The organism is Litorihabitans aurantiacus, assembly GCF_030161595.1.
GTDB classification, from domain to species: domain Bacteria; phylum Actinomycetota; class Actinomycetes; order Actinomycetales; family Beutenbergiaceae; genus Litorihabitans; species Litorihabitans aurantiacus.
Window position 1 is genome coordinate 800,384 of the sequence record NZ_BSUM01000001.1, and the last position, 18,629, is coordinate 819,012.

Annotated in this window: 14 protein-coding genes and 2 pseudogenes; 10 read left to right on the top strand and 6 right to left on the bottom strand. The window is 73.4% G+C overall.

What is annotated here, in order from left to right:
* Window positions 1-11: 11 nt before the first annotated feature.
* Complete coding sequence (locus QQK22_RS03710; RefSeq protein ID WP_284249517.1) at window positions 12-2,021, bottom strand: serine/threonine-protein kinase; 2,010 nt, start codon at window positions 2,019-2,021, stop codon at window positions 12-14.
* Window positions 2,022-2,363: 342 nt separating this feature from the next.
* Between QQK22_RS03710 and QQK22_RS03715 the strand changes: the two genes are divergently transcribed.
* The 8 genes and pseudogenes from QQK22_RS03715 to cimA all read left to right on the top strand — a co-directional run bounded on the left by QQK22_RS03715 (window position 2,364) and on the right by cimA (window position 11,792).
* Window positions 2,364-4,235, top strand: a complete 1,872-nt coding sequence (locus QQK22_RS03715; protein ID WP_284249518.1) for an acetolactate synthase large subunit — start codon at window positions 2,364-2,366, stop codon at window positions 4,233-4,235.
* Window positions 4,236-4,240: 5 nt separating this feature from the next.
* Window positions 4,241-4,765 carry an acetolactate synthase small subunit gene (ilvN, locus tag QQK22_RS03720; protein ID WP_284249519.1) on the top strand — a complete coding sequence of 175 codons (525 nt, stop codon included), beginning with the start codon at window positions 4,241-4,243 and terminating at the stop codon, window positions 4,763-4,765.
* A gap of 51 nt (window positions 4,766-4,816) precedes the next feature.
* Entirely contained in the window at window positions 4,817-5,845 is a 1,029-nt protein-coding gene (gene ilvC, locus QQK22_RS03725; RefSeq protein ID WP_284249520.1) for a ketol-acid reductoisomerase, read from the top strand.
* A 208-nt stretch (window positions 5,846-6,053) separates the two neighbouring features.
* The gene (locus QQK22_RS03730; protein ID WP_284249521.1) at window positions 6,054-6,509 is read left to right on the top strand and encodes an ASCH domain-containing protein; all 456 of its coding nucleotides are present in this window, start codon (window positions 6,054-6,056) and stop codon (window positions 6,507-6,509) included.
* Window positions 6,510-6,518: 9 nt separating this feature from the next.
* Complete coding sequence (locus tag QQK22_RS03735) at window positions 6,519-7,307, top strand: hypothetical protein (RefSeq protein WP_284249522.1); 789 nt, start codon at window positions 6,519-6,521, stop codon at window positions 7,305-7,307.
* A 329-nt stretch (window positions 7,308-7,636) separates the two neighbouring features.
* Complete coding sequence (locus QQK22_RS03740; protein WP_284249523.1) at window positions 7,637-8,686, top strand: 3-isopropylmalate dehydrogenase; 1,050 nt, start codon at window positions 7,637-7,639, stop codon at window positions 8,684-8,686.
* A gap of 134 nt (window positions 8,687-8,820) precedes the next feature.
* Window positions 8,821-9,917 (top strand): annotated as a pseudogene (locus tag QQK22_RS03745) (branched-chain amino acid aminotransferase).
* Window positions 9,918-10,181: 264 nt separating this feature from the next.
* Complete coding sequence (cimA, locus tag QQK22_RS03750) at window positions 10,182-11,792, top strand: citramalate synthase (protein WP_284249524.1); 1,611 nt, start codon at window positions 10,182-10,184, stop codon at window positions 11,790-11,792.
* A gap of 26 nt (window positions 11,793-11,818) precedes the next feature.
* Here cimA and QQK22_RS03755 read toward each other — a convergent pair whose 3' ends face one another.
* Complete coding sequence (locus tag QQK22_RS03755) at window positions 11,819-12,628, bottom strand: hypothetical protein (protein ID WP_284249525.1); 810 nt, start codon at window positions 12,626-12,628, stop codon at window positions 11,819-11,821.
* Between the two features lie 525 nt (window positions 12,629-13,153).
* Here QQK22_RS03755 and lplAB point away from each other — a divergent pair.
* Together lplAB and QQK22_RS03765 are read left to right on the top strand one after the other, a co-directional pair.
* A pseudogene (gene lplAB / locus QQK22_RS03760) lies at window positions 13,154-14,229 on the top strand (lipoate-protein ligase LplAB).
* Window positions 14,226-14,798: an HhH-GPD-type base excision DNA repair protein gene (locus QQK22_RS03765; protein ID WP_284249526.1), complete on the top strand. Its 573-nt coding sequence runs from the start codon at window positions 14,226-14,228 to the stop codon at window positions 14,796-14,798. Before lplAB ends, QQK22_RS03765 begins: the two are co-directional and overlap by 4 nt.
* Before the next feature lie 25 nt (window positions 14,799-14,823).
* Here the strand turns inward: QQK22_RS03765 and QQK22_RS03770 are convergent, their stop codons facing one another.
* The 4 genes from QQK22_RS03770 to QQK22_RS03785 form a co-directional block, all read right to left on the bottom strand.
* Window positions 14,824-16,044, bottom strand: a complete 1,221-nt coding sequence (locus QQK22_RS03770; RefSeq protein ID WP_284249528.1) for a type II toxin-antitoxin system HipA family toxin — start codon at window positions 16,042-16,044, stop codon at window positions 14,824-14,826.
* The gene (locus QQK22_RS03775; RefSeq protein WP_284249530.1) at window positions 16,041-16,280 is read right to left on the bottom strand and encodes a helix-turn-helix domain-containing protein; all 240 of its coding nucleotides are present in this window, start codon (window positions 16,278-16,280) and stop codon (window positions 16,041-16,043) included. The genes QQK22_RS03770 and QQK22_RS03775 overlap by 4 nt, the downstream gene beginning before the upstream one ends.
* A gap of 94 nt (window positions 16,281-16,374) precedes the next feature.
* Complete coding sequence (locus QQK22_RS03780) at window positions 16,375-17,442, bottom strand: DUF2510 domain-containing protein (protein ID WP_284249531.1); 1,068 nt, start codon at window positions 17,440-17,442, stop codon at window positions 16,375-16,377.
* Between the two features lie 14 nt (window positions 17,443-17,456).
* On the bottom strand, window positions 17,457-18,620 hold the full coding sequence (locus tag QQK22_RS03785; RefSeq protein WP_284249532.1) for a DUF2510 domain-containing protein: 1,164 nt from the start codon (window positions 18,618-18,620) through the stop codon (window positions 17,457-17,459).
* Between the last annotated feature and the right edge of the window lie 9 nt (window positions 18,621-18,629).

Genomic DNA, 18,629 nt, shown 5'->3' on the forward strand with positions numbered 1-18,629 from the left:
GGGGGCGGGTCTCAGCGCTCTAGGCAGCGCTGCGCCGAGGCGCCCCGGTCCAGGGCGCCGTCGACCATGCCCAGCCCGACGACGGCGAAGCACACCCGCACCGACGGGTCCAGACCCTCGGCGAGGAAGCTGGTGGAACCGGCGGGAAGGAGCTCGTAGGCGAGGGCGGGGGAGCCCTCGACCTGGCTCACGACGATGACCTGCACCTCCTCGTCGGCCGGCGCGTTCCAGGTGATCTCGGCCGATGTGCCGCGATCGACCGCCGCGACACCGGTCGGGGCGAGGTCGGGGTTGCCGGTCTGCGCCTCCTGGAGGTCGGCGGGCAGGTCGCCGCCGAACTCCGGCACCGCCCCCTCCGTGGCGACCTGCCCCGATCCGGCCGGCGTCTCCCCGGGCTCGCCGCCCGTCCCGTCCGTGCCGGTCCCGCCCGACGTGTCGCCGCCGCCCGTGCTGGTCTGCTGCGTCGGCTCCTGGCCGGAACCGCCGCGCACCAGGTCGACGACGACGGGCCCGACGCCGATCGCCGCCCCCACGAGCAGAGCGCCTCCGAGGAACGCCGCGCCACGGCGCCAGGCGGTGGAACGGCCGCCCCCGTCGTGCTCGCCGCCGGTCGTGCCGCCGCGCCGGGACGCCCGGGACACCCCGACCAGCTCGTCCGGGTCGGAACCCCCGCCGGGCTCGATCGGGCCGCGCCCGGTCGCCTCGTCGGGAGCGAGTCCGGTCGCGTCGTCGGTGGCGGCAGGTGCGGCACCGGGACGCCGCTCGCCGCGGCCGAGGTGGCTGAGGGCCGAGCGCGCGAGGGGCGCGTCGGCGGCTGCGGGACGAGGGCCGTCGGCGGGGGTGGCGGGCAGTGTGGCGGGCGACCCGGGAGTCTCGGCCCCGGGGGCCACGAGCGACGGCCGCTCGCGCGTGACGTCGTCGGACGCGGGCTCCGCGGGTGCGGAGGGCGACGCCGACGACGCCGTCGACACCTCGCCGCGCGAGATCGCGTCGGGATCCCACCCGCGCGCCTCGGTCGGCACCGTTCGCAGGGCGGCGAGGACGTCGGCCGCGCCGGGCGGACGGCCGGCCGGGTCGGGCGCGAGGCACGCCGAGATGAGCGCGGCGAGCACCGGCGGGACGTCCTCGCGCGTGAGCGCGCGCCGACCACCGAGCCGAACCCGGCGAAGGTAGGCCAGGGCCGTGTCCTCGTCCGGGTCGTCCGCGGCGAACGGCGCCCGGCCGTCGAGCAGCGTGAAGAGGGTGGAGCCGAGCGACCACACGTCGTCGGCCGGGGTGGGGGACGCGCCGTCGAGCACCTGGGGCGAGGCGTGGCGGTAGCTGAACCGTTCGAGCGAGGCGGTGCGCCCGGCGTCGACGGTCCGGGCGATGCCGAAGTCGGCGAGCACGTACGAGGTCGGCAGCAGCAGGACGTTCTGCGGCTTGACGTCGCGGTGCAGCACGCCCTGGGCGTGGGCGTAGGCGAGCGCGTCGGCGATGGCGGTCCCGGCGGCGACCACCTCGGCGACGGGGAGCGGGCCGTGGTGCCGCAGCCGGTCGTGCAGGGACCCGAGGTCGTGGAAGTCCATGACGAGGCACGGGCGGCCGTCGGTGGTCTCGGGGGTGGCGAGCACCGTGACGATGTGGGGGTGCGCCCGCCCGAGCCGCACGGTCAGGGCGACCTCGCGCTCGAAGCGCGCTCGCACGTCCGGCTCGGCGAGGTCGACGACCTTGATCGCGACCTCCCGGTCGACGGCCAGGTCGCGGGCGCGGAGCACGACGCCGTCGCCGCCGCGCGCCACCTCGACCAGGTCCGCGTACCCGGGAACGGAGATCCCCGTGTGGGAGACGCCCCGCCCCTGGTCGGAGTCGGCGGACGGGACGGTGGCGGGTGCGCCGTCCACGGGTCCGGCGGGCGCACCGGCACCGGCGGCACCGACGCGCGCGTGGGCCCGCAGGGACCGGGGGTCGAGGTCGACGCCGACCGCCTCGGCGAGGTCGTCGCGCGGCGGGGGTGCCCAGGCCTCGTCGTCGTCCGCCACGCGCGACCCACCTCCCTCGTCCGTCGCCCTGCGCGCCCGTGGCCGGGTGGCCCCGCGCGGGTCAAGTATCACGGTCCGGGGGCCCGCCCGCGCGGAATGGTCGGGAATCGGGGGTGCTCACACCTGTCGCACCACGGGGCATCTCCAGCATCTGAGACAGTGATTCCACCGACTGGTACATTCGTGAGCACGGGTCTACTGTGGTCGCATGCAGACCGTCGTGCTCGTCGTCGTACCTCCCCAGGGCGACTAGACGATCCGACGATCCCAGCGCCCCTCAGCAGCCGCCAGGCTCGAGGGGCTTTTGTGTGTTCCGCGAGTGTTCGAGACGAAGGAGTGACGATGACCAGGAGTTCCGGCTCGGTCCCGTCCCGCGGCCCCGCCGCCCCCCATCGCACGCCGGCCCCCGGCCGACCGCGCCTGGCGCCGACGCCCGGTCCCGTCGCCGTCCCCGCCTCGCCGGGGGAGCGCATGACCGGGGCGGCCAGCATCGTCCGTTCCCTCGAGGCCGCGGGCACCGAGGTCATCTTCGGGCTCCCGGGTGGCACGATCCTGCCGACCTACGACCCGCTGCTCGACTCGGAGAAGATGCGGCACATCCTCGTGCGGCACGAGCAGGGCGCCGGTCACGCGGCCTCCGGCTACGCGCACGCCACCGGCCGCGTCGGGGTGTGCATGGCGACGTCGGGCCCCGGAGCCACGAACCTCGTCACCCCGCTCGCGGACGCGAACATGGACTCCGTGCCGATGGTCGCCATCACGGGTCAGGTCGGCGCCGCGATGATCGGCACCGACGCGTTCCAGGAGGCCGACATCGTCGGCATCACGATGCCGGTCACGAAGCACTCCTTCCTCGTGACGAACCCGGACGACATCCCGGCGCGCATCGCCGAGGCCTTCCACATCGCGAGCACGGGGCGCCCCGGCCCCGTCCTCGTGGACATCGCCAAGAGCGCCCAGCAGGCCGAGACCACCTTCCGGTGGCCCACCGAGCTCGACCTCCCTGGCTACCACCCCGTCACCAAGCCCCACCTCAAGCAGGTGCGCGAGGCCGCCCGGCTGCTCGCGACGGCGCGGCGCCCGGTCCTGTACGTCGGCGGCGGCGTCATCCGTGCGGGCGCGAGCGACGCGCTGCGGAAGCTGACCGACCTGTCGGGCGCGCCCGCCGTCACGACCCTGATGGCCCTCGGTGCGCTCCCGGACTCCCACCCGCAGCACCTGGGGATGCCCGGCATGCACGGGACGGTCCCCGCCGTCGCCGCCCTCCAGCGCGCGGACCTCGTGGTGGCGCTCGGCGCCCGCTTCGACGACCGCGTCACCGGTCAGCTCTCGAGCTTCGCGCCCGGCGCGACCGTCGTGCACGCCGACATCGACCCCGCCGAGATCTCGAAGAACCGCCGCGCCGACGTGCCGATCGTCGGCGACCTGCTCGAGGTCATCACCGACCTCGCCGTCGAGCTCTCCTCCGAGCACGCCCACCACGGCCTGCCCGACCTCGAGGCGTGGTGGACCCAGCTGGACAAGCTGCGCGAGACCTACCCGCTCGGGTGGACGCCGACCGACGACGGGCTGCTCGCCCCCCAGCACGTGATCTCCCGCATCGGCGAGGTCACCGGGCCGGAGGCCACCTACGTGGCCGGCGTCGGCCAGCACCAGATGTGGGCCGCGCAGTTCATCCGCTACGAGCGCCCGCGCTCGTGGATCAACTCCGGCGGCCTCGGCACCATGGGCTACGCCATCCCCGCCGCCATGGGCGCCAAGGTCGGCGAGCCGGACCGCGACGTGTGGGCGATCGACGGCGACGGCTGCTTCCAGATGACCAACCAGGAGCTCGCCACGTGCGCGCTCGAGGGCATCGGCATCAAGGTCGCCGTGGTGAACAACTCCTCGCTCGGCATGGTGCGCCAGTGGCAGTCGCTGTTCTACGACGGCCGCTACTCCAACACCGAGCTGAACACGGGGCACTCCTCGCGCCGCATCCCGGACTTCGTCAAGCTCGCGGAGGCCTACGGCTGCATCGGGCTGCGCTGCGAGAACCCCAAGGACGTCGACGAGACCATCCGGCGGGCGAACGAGATCGACGACGTCCCCGTCGTGGTCGACTTCGTCGTGAGCCGCGACGCGATGGTGTGGCCGATGGTGGCCGCCGGCGTCTCCAACGACGCGATCCAGTACGCGCGGGACATCACCCCGAGCTGGGACCGGGAGGACTGAGAACCATGAGCCGCCACACGCTGTCCGTGCTCGTCGAGAACAAGCCGGGTGTCCTCACCCGCGTCTCGGCGCTCTTCGCGCGCCGCGCGTTCAACATCCACTCCCTGGCCGTCGGCCCGACGGAGCACGAGGACGTCTCGCGCATCACCGTCGTCGTCGACGTCGAGGAGCTGCCGCTGGAGCAGGTGACCAAGCAGCTCAACAAGCTGATCAACGTCATCAAGATCGTCGAGCTCGAGGAGAAGGCCTCGGTGCAGCGCGAGCTGCTCCTGGTCAAGGTCCGGGCCGACGACGCCTCCCGCACGGCCGTCCTGCAGGTCGTCGACCTGTTCCGCGCCCACGTCGTCGACGTCTCGTCCGAGGCCGTCACGATCGAGGCCACCGGCGGTCCGGAGAAGCTCTCCGCGCTGCTGACGTCGCTCGGTCCCTACGGGGTCCGGGAGATCGTGCAGTCCGGTACCGTCGCGATCGGCCGTGGCAGCCGCTCGATGACGGAGCGGGCGCTGGACCGCGTCGCGCGGTCCGCCTGATCCAGCACCACCTGCCAAGAATCCACCGGAACGAACCAAGGAGATCCCATCGTGGCTGAGCTGTTCTACGACGACGACGCCGACCTGTCCGTCATCGCCTCGAAGAAGGTCGCCGTCGTCGGCTACGGCTCGCAGGGGCACGCCCACGCGCAGAACCTGCGCGACTCCGGCGTCGAGGTCGTCATCGCGCTGAAGGAGGGCTCGAAGTCGGCCGCCAAGGCGACCGAGGACGGCTTCGAGGTCAAGACCGTCGCCGACGCGACGGCGTGGGCCGACGTCATCATGATCCTCGCGCCCGACCAGCACCAGCGCTTGATCTTCGCCGACCACGTCGCGCCGAACCTCGCGCCGGGCAAGACGCTCGCGTTCGCGCACGGCTTCAACATCCGCTTCGGCTACATCACGGCGCCCGACGGCGTCGACGTCGTGCTGATCGCGCCGAAGGCGCCCGGTCACACCGTGCGCCGTGAGTTCGTCGCGGGCCGCGGCATCCCGGACATCGTCGCCGTCGAGGTGGACGCGACCGGGTCGGCGTGGGAGACCGCGCTCTCCTACGCGAAGGCGATCGGCGGCACGCGCGCCGGCGTCATCAAGACCACGTTCACCGAGGAGACCGAGACCGACCTGTTCGGCGAGCAGTCCGTGCTCTGCGGCGGCACCTCGCAGCTCGTGCAGTACGGCTTCGAGACGCTGACCGAGGCCGGCTACCAGCCGGAGATCGCCTACTTCGAGGTGCTGCACGAGCTCAAGCTCATCGTGGACCTCATGTGGGAGGGCGGCATCGCCAAGCAGCGCTGGAGCATCTCCGACACCGCCGAGTACGGGGACTACGTCTCCGGCCCGCGCGTCATCTCCCCGGAGGTGAAGGAGAACATGAAGGCGGTGCTCGCCGACATCCAGTCCGGCGCGTTCGCCAAGCGCTTCATCGAGGACCAGGACGCCGGCGCGCCCGAGTTCGCCGCGCTGCGCGCCAAGGGTGAGCAGCACCCGATCGAGACGACCGGCCGCGAGCTGCGCAAGATGTTCGCGTGGCAGAAGTCGGCCGACAGCGACTACGTCGACGGTCAGGTCGCGCGCTGATCTGACACGCTGCGACGCCGAGCACGGCTCGCGAACGCCCCGACCCCACCGGGTCGGGGCGTTCGTGCGTCCGCCGCCCGTCCGCCGTCCACCGCTGGTTCAATGGGCCCATGACCCAGGCGCCGCGCGATGACGAGACCAGGACCGCCGTCGAGCACCGGGGGAGGCGTTCGACCAGGCCGAGGCGATCCAGCTGTACTGGGAGGCCGTGCGCGCCAAGGCACGCATCGGCAGGCTCGCGGTGTACATGGGGACCGACCTCGCCGCCGCGGTGTCGCCGCCGGCGTGGTCCTTCGGCGACGACCCGCGCATCGCCGACGAGCTGCTGGGGCACGTGCTGAGCGGGCGCAAGAGCGCGACGTCGTCGGCGCGCGCGGAGTACGGGCCCGACGAGCCCCTCCCGCGGGTCGGGGAGCTCTCGATCCTGCTCGACGGCGAGGGGCGCCCCCGCGCGCTGGTGCGGACGACCGCCGTCGACCTCGCGCGGTTCGACGAGGTCGACGAGGCGTTCGCGGCGGCCGAGGGCGAGGACGACCTCAGCCTCGGCTCGTGGCGCGAGCAGCACGAGATCTACTGGCGCCGGGTGCTCGGCGACGACGGGTTCGACCCGGGTATGGAGGTCGTGCTCGAGCGGTTCGAGCTGCTCGACCCCCGCGTCGGCTGAGGCGCGGACGTGTCGCAGCCGGGACCTGAGGGGGTCGACGGATCCGACGGGCGCCACGGGTCCGACGTCCCCGCCTGGCGCGACACCCCCGAGGTGGCGCCGGACCGGTCGCCCGCCTTCGCCGACGGCGTCTCGGCCGTGCTGAACGGGGCGGACGACGCCGTCGGGCGCGTGCTCGACGCCGTCATGGCCGGGGTGGGTTCGGCGCCGGGTCCGGCGGTGACGCCGGAACGCGTGCAGCTGCTCCACGAGCGCGCCACGCAGGTCGTGCCCCCGCTCGCGCGGACGCTGCGGTGGACGCGGTGGCCCTCCCTGCTCCTGCTGGTGGTCGGTGCGGTCGCACCGCTGCCGCTCCTCGTGCTCGCGCTGACGTGGGACGGCGTCCCGCGCCTGGTCGGCGTCGTCGCCTCGCTCGGGGCGATCGTGCCCGCGCTGCTGTTCGGCATCTCCCGCCGCGGGACGCTGCGCGCGGCCGCCGCGCCCGGTGCCGTGGTGGAGGAGCTGACGGCGTTCACGAGCCACCTCACCGACGGGCTCGGGATCATGGACCGCATCCACGCCGTCACCGAACGTGGAGGCGGGGTGCGTCTGCTCTCGCGGCTGCGCGCGATCTGGAACGTGCTGCAGCTGCCCGCCGACGCGCTCGACCACCTCGACGCCCAGGAGCACCTGCGGTGGCTCGTACCGCCGCGGGTGGGGGAGACGTGGGCCCGACTGGTGGCGATGCTCTGGACGGCCGTGGGGTGCGTGGTCCTCGCCGTCGCGCTCGGCGCGGTGTCGCTGACCGGTGTCCTCTGACCCGACGGCGTCGCGCGCTTCTGTCCGACGCCGGCCCTCGCTCACAGCGGCTGGGCCCTCGCTGACGGCGGCTGGGGGTGACGGCTCGGACTCCTCGGTCGCGTTCGTGCAGGTCAGAAGGTGGGGCTGCGAGGCAGGTGCGCCACCAGCCGCTGTCAGCGAGGCTCCGCCGCTGTGGGCGAGGGCCGAGCGGCTCCCGCGCCGGGACCGGGCGGCCGATGACGACGGACGGGGCCGCCCGCCGTCGGGACCTCGTCCGGCCACCATCGATGTGGTCCGCTCAGCGAGACGGCAGTTTCACCACCTGGGATCGTGGGTAGCATCGCGGGATGACTCGCACCCTGGATCTCGCAGTGATCGCCGGCGACGGCATCGGCCCCGAGGTGGTGGCCGAGGGCCTCAAGGTCCTCGACGCCGTGCTGGCCGGCTCCGACGTCGACGTCACCACCACGCCCTACGAGCTGGGCGCGGCGCGCTGGCACGCGACGGGGGAGACCCTCACGGACGAGGACCTGGCCGCGATCGCGAAGCACGAGGCGATCCTGCTCGGCGCGGTCGGCGACCCCGGCGTCCCCAGCGGTGTCCTCGAGCGCGGGCTGCTGCTCAAGCTCCGCTTCGCGTTCGACCACTTCGTCAACCTGCGCCCGTCCGTGCTCTACCCGGGCGTCCCGACGCCGCTCGCCGACCCCGGCGAGGTCGACTTCGTCGTCGTGCGCGAGGGGACCGAGGGGCCCTACGTCGGCAACGGCGGCGCGATCCGCGTCGGCACCCCCGCCGAGGTCGCGAACGAGGTCTCGGTCAACACGGCCTACGGCGTCGAGCGCGTGGTGCGCGACGCGTTCGCCCGCGCCCAGGCCCGCCCGCGCCGCAAGCTCACCCTCGTGCACAAGCACAACGTGCTCGTGCACGCCGGCCACCTGTGGCGGCGCACCGTCGAGGCCGTGGCCACCGAGTTCCCCGACGTCACGGTCGACTACTGCCACGTCGACGCCGCGACGATCTACCTGGTCAACGACCCGTCGCGCTTCGACGTCATCGTCACCGACAACCTCTTCGGCGACATCCTCACCGACCTCGCCGCCGCCATCACGGGTGGCATCGGGCTCGCCGCCTCCGGGAACGTCAACCCGACCGGTGAGTTCCCGTCCATGTTCGAGCCCGTGCACGGCTCCGCGCCCGACATCGCGGGCCAGCAGAAGGCGGACCCGACCGCTGCCGTCCTGTCGGTCGCGCTGCTCCTGGAGCACCTCGGCCTGACCGAGCAGGCGGCGCGGATCCAGCGCGCCGTCGAGGGCGACATCGCCGAGCGCGCGGGTGCCACCACGACGCGCACCACGAGCGAGATCGGCGACGCGCTGGCGGCGCGAGTAGCCGGCTGACCGCCGGCCGAGCACGACGCCGGCGCCCCCGGAGCGAGGAGATCGCTCCGGGGGCGCGGTCGTCCCCGCACCCGACGGCGTCGCCCCCACCACCTTTGGCGTAGGTTCTCTCCGTACTGATCCAGGAGGCTTTCGTGACCACCACCGCTGCACCCGCACCGTTCGAGATCCGCCCGTCCTCGAACCCCCGCACCGTCACCGAGCGCGAGGCCGTGCTCGCGGACCTCAAGTTCGGCACCGCGTTCACCGATCACATGGCCCACGCCACGTGGACGAGCGAGCTCGGCTGGCACGACCGGCGCATCGAGGCGTACGGCCCGCTCCAGCTCGACCCGGCCGCCGCCGTCCTGCACTACGCGCAGGAGGTCTTCGAGGGGCTGAAGGCCTACGCGCACGAGGACGGGTCGGTCTGGGCCTTCCGCCCGGAGGCGAACGCGCGCCGCTTCGCCCGCAGCGCCGAGCGCCTCGCGCTGCCGCAGCTGAGCGAGGAGGACTTCCTGGAGTCCGTCCGCTCGCTCGTGCACACCGAGGTCGACTGGGTGCCGACCACCCCCGGCGCCTCCCTCTACCTGCGGCCGTTCATGTTCGCCTCGGAGCCGTTCCTCGGCGTGCGCGCCGCCGCGCAGGTCGACTACCTCGTGATCGCCTCCCCGGTCGGGCCGTACTTCAGCCGCGGGATCACGCCCGTGCACATCTGGGTGAGCGAGGACTACGCGCGCGCGGCCCCCGGGGGACCGGCGCCGCCAAGTGCGGCGGCAACTACGCCGCGAGCCTGCTGCCGCAGGCCACCGCCGCGGCGCGGGGCTTCGACCAGATCCTCTTCCTGGACAGCGCCAAGCAGAACATCGAGGAGCTCGGCGGCATGAACGTCGTCGTGGTGAACCGGGACGGTACGGCGAGCACGCCGCGCCTGACGGGCTCGATCCTCGAGGGCGTCACGCGCTCGTCGATCCTCACGCTCCTGGCCGAGCAGGGCCTCACCGTCACGGAGCGCGACATCCCGCTGGCCGAGCTGGTCGACGGCGTGCGCTCCGGTGACGTCGCCGAGATCTTCGCGTGCGGGACGGCCGCCGTCGTGACGCCGATCGGTCGTCTCGCCGGCACCGACTTCGACCTGGTGGTCGGCGACGGCGAGGCCGGCTCGCTCACGCGCGACGTCCACGCGCAGCTCACCGGCATCCAGTACGGCACGCGCGAGGACGCGCACGGGTGGCTCACTCGTCTCGTCTGAGCACCCCCGTGGACATGGGGCGGGGTGGGCCGCTGTGGCATACTGCCTGCGTGGCACACTCCGCCCTCGTCATTACCTAGCGCGTCCGGCCCACCCGGACGCGCCGCCTCCCGCACCCCCGGGAGGCTTTTTCGTGTCCGGACGAGCCACCCGTCAGCCTCGCCGGACACGGCGGACGGGATCCACGGGATGACGCAGGGCCCCCGGCACCACCCACGCCGGAGACGCCGACTCCCACACTCGCGGTGAAAGCAGGCAAGCATCATGACGACGCCCCACGCGCTCGACGGCGTGACCGTCGAGATCTACGACACCACCCTGCGCGACGGCGCGCAGCAGGAGGGCATGAACCTCACCGTCGCGGACAAGATGGCGATCGCGCCGCTGCTGGACGAGCTCGGCGTCGCCGTCATCGAGGGCGGCTGGCCCGGCGCGATCCCGAAGGACACGGAGTTCTTCGGTCGCGTGAGCAAGGAGCTCGAGCTGCCCCGGGCGCAGGTCGCGGCGTTCGGCGCCACCCGCAAGGCGGGCGCCCGGGTCCACGACGACGTCCAGGTGCGCGCCCTGCTCGACTCCGAGGCGCCGATCGTCACGCTCGTGGCGAAGAGCGACGTCCGGCACGTGGAGCGCGCGCTGCGCACGACGGCCGAGGAGAACCTCGCGATGATCACCGACACCGTGCGCTACCTGCGCGAGGCGGGCCGTCGCGTCATCGTCGACGCCGAGCACTTCTTCGACGGCTACCGCTTCGACCGCGACTACGCCCTCGGGGCGGTCGACGCCGCCTTCGCGGCCGGCGCCTCCGACGTCGTGCTCTGCGACACCAACGGCGGGATGCTGCCCGAGTGGGTGCACGCGATCGTGTCCGACGTCGCCGCCCGCGCCGGTGGCACCCTCGGGATCCACGCGCACAACGACTCCGGCTGCGCCGTGGCCAACTCGGTCGCCGCCGTCGTCGCCGGAGCCCGGCACGTCCAGGGCACGATCAACGGCTACGGGGAGCGCACGGGCAACGCCGACCTGCTCGCCGTCGTCGCCAACCTCGAGCTCAAGCTCGGCGCACGCTGCCTCGCGCCCGGCGCGCTGGCGGAGTCGACGCGCATCGCGCACGCCGTCAGCGAGGTCACGAACATCCCGCCGTACGGCCGTCAGCCGTATATCGGCGCGAGCGCGTTCGCGCACAAGGCGGGACTGCACGCGAGCGCGATCAAGGTCGACCCGGACATGTACCAGCACATCGACCCGACCCTGGTCGGCAACGACATGCGGATGCTGGTCTCGGATATGGCGGGGCGCGCGTCGATCGAGCTCAAGGGTCGCGAGCTCGGTTTCGACCTCGCCGGGCAGCCCGAGCTGCTCACCCGCGTGGTGGACCGGGTGAAGAACGCCGAGGCGCAGGGCTACACGTTCGACGCCGCCGACGCGTCCTTCGCGCTCATGCTGCGCGAGGAGATCGACGGCGCACGGCCCGCCTTCTTCCGGGTGGAGTCCTGGCGCGCGTCGGTCAACTACTCCGAGCGCGTCGGGGGCGACGGCGAGAGCGAGGCGACCGTCAAGCTGCACGCCGGGGGCGAGCGGGTGGTGCGCACGGGCGAGGGCAACGGTCCGGTCAATGCGCTCGACCACGCGCTGCGCGAGGCGCTCGTGGGCGTCTACCCGGAGATCGAGAGTTTCGAGCTCGTCGACTTCCGGGTGCGGCTGCTCGACACCTCGCACGGCACGGACGCCGTCACGCGGGTGCTGATCGAGACGACGAACGGCTCCGAGGTGTGGAGCACGGTCGGTGTGGGCGCGAACATCCTCGAGGCGTCCTACGAGGCGCTGGTGGACGCGATCGTGTACGGGCTGGTCGCCGGGGGCGTCGAGGTCCGGTAGCGGGTCCGGCGTCGTTCGGGTTCGCGTCAGGCGATCTCGGCGAGCGGTGCCTGGTCGACGACGAGGCGCACCCGCGTCGCCTTCCGCGCCAGCTGCGTGCGCGCGGAGGCGAGCACGTCGGCCACCTCGGCGTCGACGGTCTCCTCGGCGATCGTCACGTTGAGGACGACCGGGTACTCGGCGTCGGCGTCGGCCGGCGCGGGGGAGTGCTCGCCGACGGCGGCGGCCAGCCCCGTCTCCAGCGCGGTGCGCAGGTCCTGCGCGCTGCCGGCCGCCGACGGCGCGGTGTGCACGATCTTGACGACGACGCCGCGCAGGTTCGGGTTCCAGGCCAGCAGCGGGGCGGGTTGCTCGACGCCGCCGGAGTCGCTGGTCGTGGGCTGGTCGGTGCCGGGTGCGGGCTCGGCCACCTGCACGGTGCCGCCGGTGCCGAGCTGGTCGGTGACGGGGTCGGGCGCCGGGATGGTGCTCAGGTCCGCCGCCGCCGCTGACGTCGGCTCGGTCGACGGGTCGGGCTCTGGCGCGGTGAACGGCGCCGGGCCAGGCTCGGGTGAGGGATCGGTGAACGGCGCCCGGTCCGGTACCGGCTCCGGCGTGGTCGACGGCGCGGGCTCGGGGACGACGTCGGGCGCCGGTTCCGGCACCTCGGTCGGGGCGACGGGCTCGGGCGCCACCGGGGTGGTGGGCGCGGCCTCGGCCGATGTTCCCGGATCACTGCCGGTGGTTGCGAGGTGGTCGGCGGACGGCGCGGCGTCGTCGTCGCGCGTCGCGACCGACGGGTCGGCCTCCTGCTCGTCGGCCTTCGGGGTGTTCTTGCGCCAGCGGAACCATGCCATGCCCCCAGCGTCCCCCGGTGCACCCCCTCGCGGCAACACACTCTCGCCGCCGACGATGATGCCCTCGCCCACGACGGCACACCCCTCGCCCACGACGGCTGTGCGGCAGCCGTGGCGCCCCTCGCTGAGAGCGGTTGCGTCTCGCTGACAGCGGCCAGTGGTGCCGCTCGAGCCGAGCCGCTGGCATCGCTGCAGGTCAGGGCGTTGCGGCGGACCGGCGCACCGCCACCAGCCGCTCCCAGCGAGACGCAGCCGCTGTGAGCGAGGGGTGATCAGCATACGGACGGCCGTCGTGGGCGAGGGCTGTGCCGTCGTCAGCGAGGGCGAGCCGCTCCGCCCGCGCCCGTCTGAGCCGCTCCGCCCGCGCCCGTCTGAGCCGCTCCGCCGACTCTGTCGCTCCGCCTCACCCGACCCGTCCTCGCACGCCCCGGCCGACCCGGCCCATCCGGCCGGACCCGCCTCGCCCGCCCCTGTCCCACCCGGCCCACCGCCACCGACCCCACCACCCGGTGCGAGGATGGAGGCATGGTCGCGGAGCGCCGTCACGGCGAGTACAAGGTCCCCGGCGGCAAGCTCGTCGTCGCCGACGTGGCGCAGGACGGTGAGGGCGACGGCGCCACGCTGAGCGAGGTCGCGATCTCCGGCGACTTCTTCCTCGAGCCCGACGAGGCGCTCGGCACGATCAACGCCGCCCTCGTCGGTCTCCCGAGCACCGCGAGCGTCGCGACGATGGCGGCGGCGGTGGCGACCGCGGTCGGCGACGACGTCGCGATGGTCGGCTTCTCGCCCGAGGCGGTCGCGATCGCCGTGCGCCGCGCGCTCGGCCACTCCACGAGCTGGGGCGACCACACCTTCGAGGTCATCCACGGCGCGGCCGAGGTGCCGTTCATGCACATGGCGCTCGACGAGGTGCTCACGCAGTCCGTCGGCGCCGGTACGCGCGGGCCCACGCTGCGCATCTGGGAGTGGGAGCGCACCACCGTGGTGATCGGCTCGTTCCAGTCGATGCGCAACGAGATCGACCCCGAGGGCGCGCAGCGCCAGGGCGTGACGGTCACGCGCCGCGTCTCGGGCGGTGGCGCGATGTTCATCCAGCCGGGCAACACGATCACGTACTCGCTGTCGGTTCCGGCCTCGCTGGTGGACGGGCTGAGCTTCGAGCAGAGCTACGCGTTCCTCGACGACTGGGTGCTGGGTGCGCTGCGCGACCCGGGATCCACGCGAGCTACGTGCCGCTCAACGACATCACCTCGCCCGCGGGCAAGATCGCCGGCGCGGCACAGAAGCGCTACGCCTCCGGCGCCGTGCTGCACCACGTGACGATGGCGTACGACATCGACGCCGACGCCATGCTGGACGTCTTGCGCATCGGCCGGGAGAAGCTGTCCGACAAGGGCACCCGCAGCGCGAACAAGCGCGTCGACCCGCTGCGCAGCCAGACCGGGCTGCCGCGCGAGGAGATCATCGACGCGTTCCTGGCGCACTTCGCCTCGCGCTACGAGACCACTCCCGGAGGGATCACGGCCGCCGAGCGGGCCGAGGCGGAGCGCCTGGTGCAGCAGAAGTTCGCCACGACGCAGTGGTTGAATCGGGTCCCATGACCTTCCAGATCGCGGGCCTGCCCGAGGCCGACGCCGTCCTCGACGACGACGAGTTCGCCGTCGTCATCGGCATGATGCTCGACCAGCAGTACGGCATGGAGCACGCGTTCCGCGGCGGGTGGAAGGTGCGCTCCCGGTTCGGCACCCTCGACCCCGCGGCCATCGCGGCCGCGGACTCCGAGGAGTTCGTCGCGCTGTGCAGCCAGCCCCCGGCGATCCACCGGTTCCCCGGATCCATGGCCCAGCGGCTCCAGCAGCTCGCCGCCGTCGTCGTGGAGAAGTACGACGGCGACGTCGCGCGCCTGTGGACCGAGGCCACGAGCGGTCGCGACCTCCTCAAGCGAGTTCAGGAGCTGCCCGGGTTCGGGAAGCAGAAGGCCCAGATCTTCGTGGCCCTGCTCGCCAAGCAGCTGGGCGTCCGACCCGAGGGCTGGGAGGCGGCCGCCGGCGACTACGCCCTCGAGGGGTACCGCTCGGTGGCGGACGTGGTCGACGCCGACTCCCTGGCCCGGGTGCGCGAGTTCAAGCAGCGCAAGAAGGCGGCGGCGAAGGCCGCGGCCGAGAGCTGACACCGCCGGCGAGGGACGACGGACGTCAGGTCCCGTCGGCGACCTGGTCCACCCGGGCACGCACGCGAGCGACCAGGTCGAACCCCTCGAGGTCGGCGGTCGACTCCAGAGCGGACCGGACCGAGGCCGCGACGTCCTGCACGACGTCGCGGGCCCGGCCCCGCGGGACACCCCAGGACTCCGCCTCGGCGACGAGGTGCTCGCGGCCGAGACGTGCCAGACGGCGCTGTCCGTCGACCCTCATCCCGAAGTCGCCGAACCGCGGGTCGACGTGGAAGACCGGGGCGACGTCGTACGCCGGTGCGACGCTGAACGAGCCGTCGCGATTCATCAGGGAGTAGTTCTTCGCGTGGGCGTCACCGTCGCCGACGAGGAGGCGGAACGTCACCTGTCGCAGCAGGTCGTCGCGGAACACCGCGGGATCCTCCGCCTCGGCGCCGGGACCCGTGGCGAGGCGTCGCAGCCGACCCTCGCCCGCGGCGGGCTCGTACTTGTCGCCCGGCCGGATCCCGAGAGCCTGGGCCGCATCCTCCTGGTGGAAGCGTTCGCCGTCCTCCCGGTCGAAGCGTTCCACCACGAGTGTGAGGCGTCCGCCGAAACGGCCGATCTCGGTGCGGGCGACGGCCTGACCCGCACGCGCCGCGACCCGCATCGCCCAGTGCTCGAGCTCGATGATCCGTGGCACGGCCGCGCGGGGGTCGGCGGGCTCGGGCTTGAGGAGGTGGCTCGACGGCGCGCCCCCCGTCGGCCACGACCAACCGTCGCCGTCCCTGGTCAGCAGCACCTTGCTCTGCACGCCGCCGAGCGAGGCGGTGATGCTCTCGCCGTCGGGCGACGTGAGGGTCGGGAGGTCGAGGACGATCCGGTCGACCTCGCCGGGCGTCAGGGGGCGTAGCCGCGGCACGGGCAGCTCGTCGCCCGTGGTGATCTGGACGGCGCCGGCGCACTCCTGACCGACGTGGGCGAGGAGTCCCAGGGCGTCCCCCGGCCTGACCCCGTGCTCCCGCTCGAGCTGCGTCCGCAAGGCGCCCTCGGGCAGGAGGTTGTCCAGGTAGATCTCCAGCTCCGGTGACTCCACGCGACGGGGCGTCAGCGGTAGCGAGTAGGAGAGCGGGCGTGCCCCGACGCCCCAGTGGCGCAGGGACTCGGGGTCGAAGCGCAGCCGGGGGCGGCCGCTGCGGAGCCGCTCGATCTCACCGATGTGGCGACCCTGGAGCCAGAGGTGGAGGACGCGGGGCGTGGTCACTCGATCGTCACCCGCGACCCGCGCGGAACGAGGACGGCCTCGTAGCCGCACGCCGCGAGGAGGTCGAGCACGGTGGAGCTGGCCACGGGGTCACCACGTTCCAGGCGCGAGATCGTGGCGCGCGAGGAGGAGATCGTCGCCGCGGCCTCGGACTGGTCCCGCCCGGAGTCCCGTCGGATCTGCCCGAGCGCGCTGCCCAGCGCGGTCGCGGTGCGGGCGCGGTACCAGTGCGTCATTTCTGATTCATCTCAGGTCGGGAGCCGTATGCGTCAGGAATGAGTCATCGTATGCCCGTTGCGAGATGCGTCAAGGATGATGCGTTGCCGCCTCCTAGCCGAAGGTCACGCTGACGGAGAACGACGGCGTCGGTTCGTACAGGTCCTCGAGCACGAGGTAGGACACGCCGGCCTCGAGGTCGAGCTCCAGGTAGGGGTCGTACTCCGTGCCGCCGACCGTCTCGGCGAGGGTCGGCCCGCGGTCGTCGACGGCCGCCACCCGGTCGCCGCTGAGGTAGCTGAGGTGGCCGTCGAGATCCTCGTCCTCGCCCCGCACGTCCACGACCGCGCTCACGGGCGCGTCGGTGCTGACCCGGAGCACCGCCGCGGAGTCGGCGCCGATGCTCACGTTCGCGGGCACGCCCGCCTCCACGGGGATCACCTCGGGTGCCGCGTCGGCCTGCAGCTCGACGTCGACCTGCTCGCCGCGACGCTCGGTCAGCACGAGGTCGTAGCTGCCGGCGGGCAGCCAGACCCAGTAGCCGGGGTCGCTCCACGAACCGCCCAGCAGATCGCTGAGCTGGTAGCCGCGGTCGCTGGGGAACGGCAGGGCCTCGGGCTCGCCGGTCGGGGTGATCGTCATCTCGACGTCGAGGGTGTCGCTCGACCCGGTCGCCCCCACGAGGTAGTCGCCGTCCTGCTCGACCTCGAGCACGGTCGTCAAGGAGCCTCCGGCGGGGACAGTGCCGGACGGCGCGTCACCGGGCGCGAACGGCTCGAGGCTCGCGGTGGAGGAGGGTGCGGGGTCGGCGCCACCCCCGCCGCCCGTGGCGGGGTCGCCGTCGATCAGGGCGTTGATCGCGACGGCGATGATGACCACCACGACGACGCCGGCGCCCACGAGCCACCACAGCAGCCCCGACCGCTGCCGTCCCGCGGCGACCCCCGCGGGAGCGGCCACGGGGGCCGGGGTCCAGGTCGAGACCGTCCGCGGTCCGCTCGCCGAGCGCAGGTCGGCACCCGCGAGGTACGGGTAGTCCGCGAGCGCGGTCGCGGGTCCCGGCCGCACGACCTCCTCGGGCGCGAACGGCTGGGTGTAGTCGGTCCAGCCGTCGCCGTCCCAGAACCGCACCTGCGACAGGCCCTGGGGGTCGGGGTACCAGCCGGCTTCCTTCGTCACCACCGTCCCAGTCTCGCCTACGGCTGGGTGGAGGCGGTCACGTCGGCCGTCCCGCCCTCGCCGCGGAAGTCGCCGACGAGGACGACGAGGCGCTCCTCGAGCAGGACGTCCGTCGTGACGTACGGGTCGAGCGAGTCACCCCCGACGTCGTCGAGCACCTCCTGCGGACGGTCGTCGTTCTCCCAGACGAGACCGTCCCACGCCGAGAGCGCGGCGCGCAGGTCGCCCCCGCTGGTGGTGCGGGCGTCGAGGGTGGCGGACGCGCCGTCGGCCACGTCCAGGTAGCCGATCCACAGTCCGTCCGCCGGCACCTCGATCGAGGACGTCACGCCGTCGACGAGCGCGCCGTCGCCCTCGCCGAGGTTCGTGATGGTGACCTCCATCCGTGCGGGATCGCCGTAGTAGTCGGACGCTGTGACCGTGTGCGGTCCGGCCGTGTACCAGCCGACCAGCGCCGCGTCGTCGCCGTCGAGACCCAGCGAACCGGCCGGGGCGGGGGCGTAGTCGGCCTCGGCGTAGGTGCCGTCGGGGGCCTCGAGCGCGAGGAACGGGTCGGAGTCGTCGGTCGAGGTGACCGTGATGAGGTAGATCCCGTCGGTCGGGAGGTCGACCACGGACTCCACCAGGGTGTCGCGCGGGACGTCGACGATCGTGGTCCCGTCCACCGCGAACGTGCCGTCGACGATGGTGGGCGGGTCGGCCTGCGACGTCGGCGACGCGATCGGCGTCGGGCCGCCGTCGAACCAGCCCTGCGAGAACGCGCCCCAGGCGACGACGCCGACGATGAGCAGCGCGGCACCCACCACGACTCCCGCGACGACGAACGGCCACCGCTCTCCGGAGGCGCGGGCGCCGTCGGGGGAGACGGGGTAGCCGGGGGCGGTCGCGTAGCCCGGCGCCGCGTGGCCGTAGCCCTGACCCGCACCGAGGTAGGTCGGCTGCGACTGTCCCGGCCCCTGACCCTGGCCGTGTCCGGTGGGCCCGGCGGAGTAGCCGGGGTAGGACGACGACGAGGCGTAGCCGCCGGGCAGCGGCGGGATCCCGCCCGGGGAGGTCGACGAGGGCGCCCCGGTCGACGAGGTGGAGGACGCCGATGTGTGCGACGTCCACGCGCCGCCGTCGTAGTACCGCAGCTGCATCGGGTCGCCCGGATCGGGGTACCAGCCAGGTCCTGCACTCATGCTCACCGC

Coding starts and splice junctions, on each gene's coding strand:
- QQK22_RS03715 (WP_284249518.1), top strand. CDS start 2,364: ATGACCAGGAGTTCCGGCTCGGTCCCGTCCCGCGGCCCCGCCGCCCCC.
- QQK22_RS03775 (WP_284249530.1), bottom strand. CDS start 16,280: ATGACGCACTGGTACCGCGCCCGCACCGCGACCGCGCTGGGCAGCGCG.
- QQK22_RS03755 (WP_284249525.1), bottom strand. CDS start 12,628: ATGGCATGGTTCCGCTGGCGCAAGAACACCCCGAAGGCCGACGAGCAG.
- QQK22_RS03765 (WP_284249526.1), top strand. CDS start 14,226: ATGACCTTCCAGATCGCGGGCCTGCCCGAGGCCGACGCCGTCCTCGAC.
- QQK22_RS03740 (WP_284249523.1), top strand. CDS start 7,637: ATGACTCGCACCCTGGATCTCGCAGTGATCGCCGGCGACGGCATCGGC.
- QQK22_RS03785 (WP_284249532.1), bottom strand. CDS start 18,620: ATGAGTGCAGGACCTGGCTGGTACCCCGATCCGGGCGACCCGATGCAG.
- ilvN (WP_284249519.1), top strand. CDS start 4,241: ATGAGCCGCCACACGCTGTCCGTGCTCGTCGAGAACAAGCCGGGTGTC.
- cimA (WP_284249524.1), top strand. CDS start 10,182: ATGACGACGCCCCACGCGCTCGACGGCGTGACCGTCGAGATCTACGAC.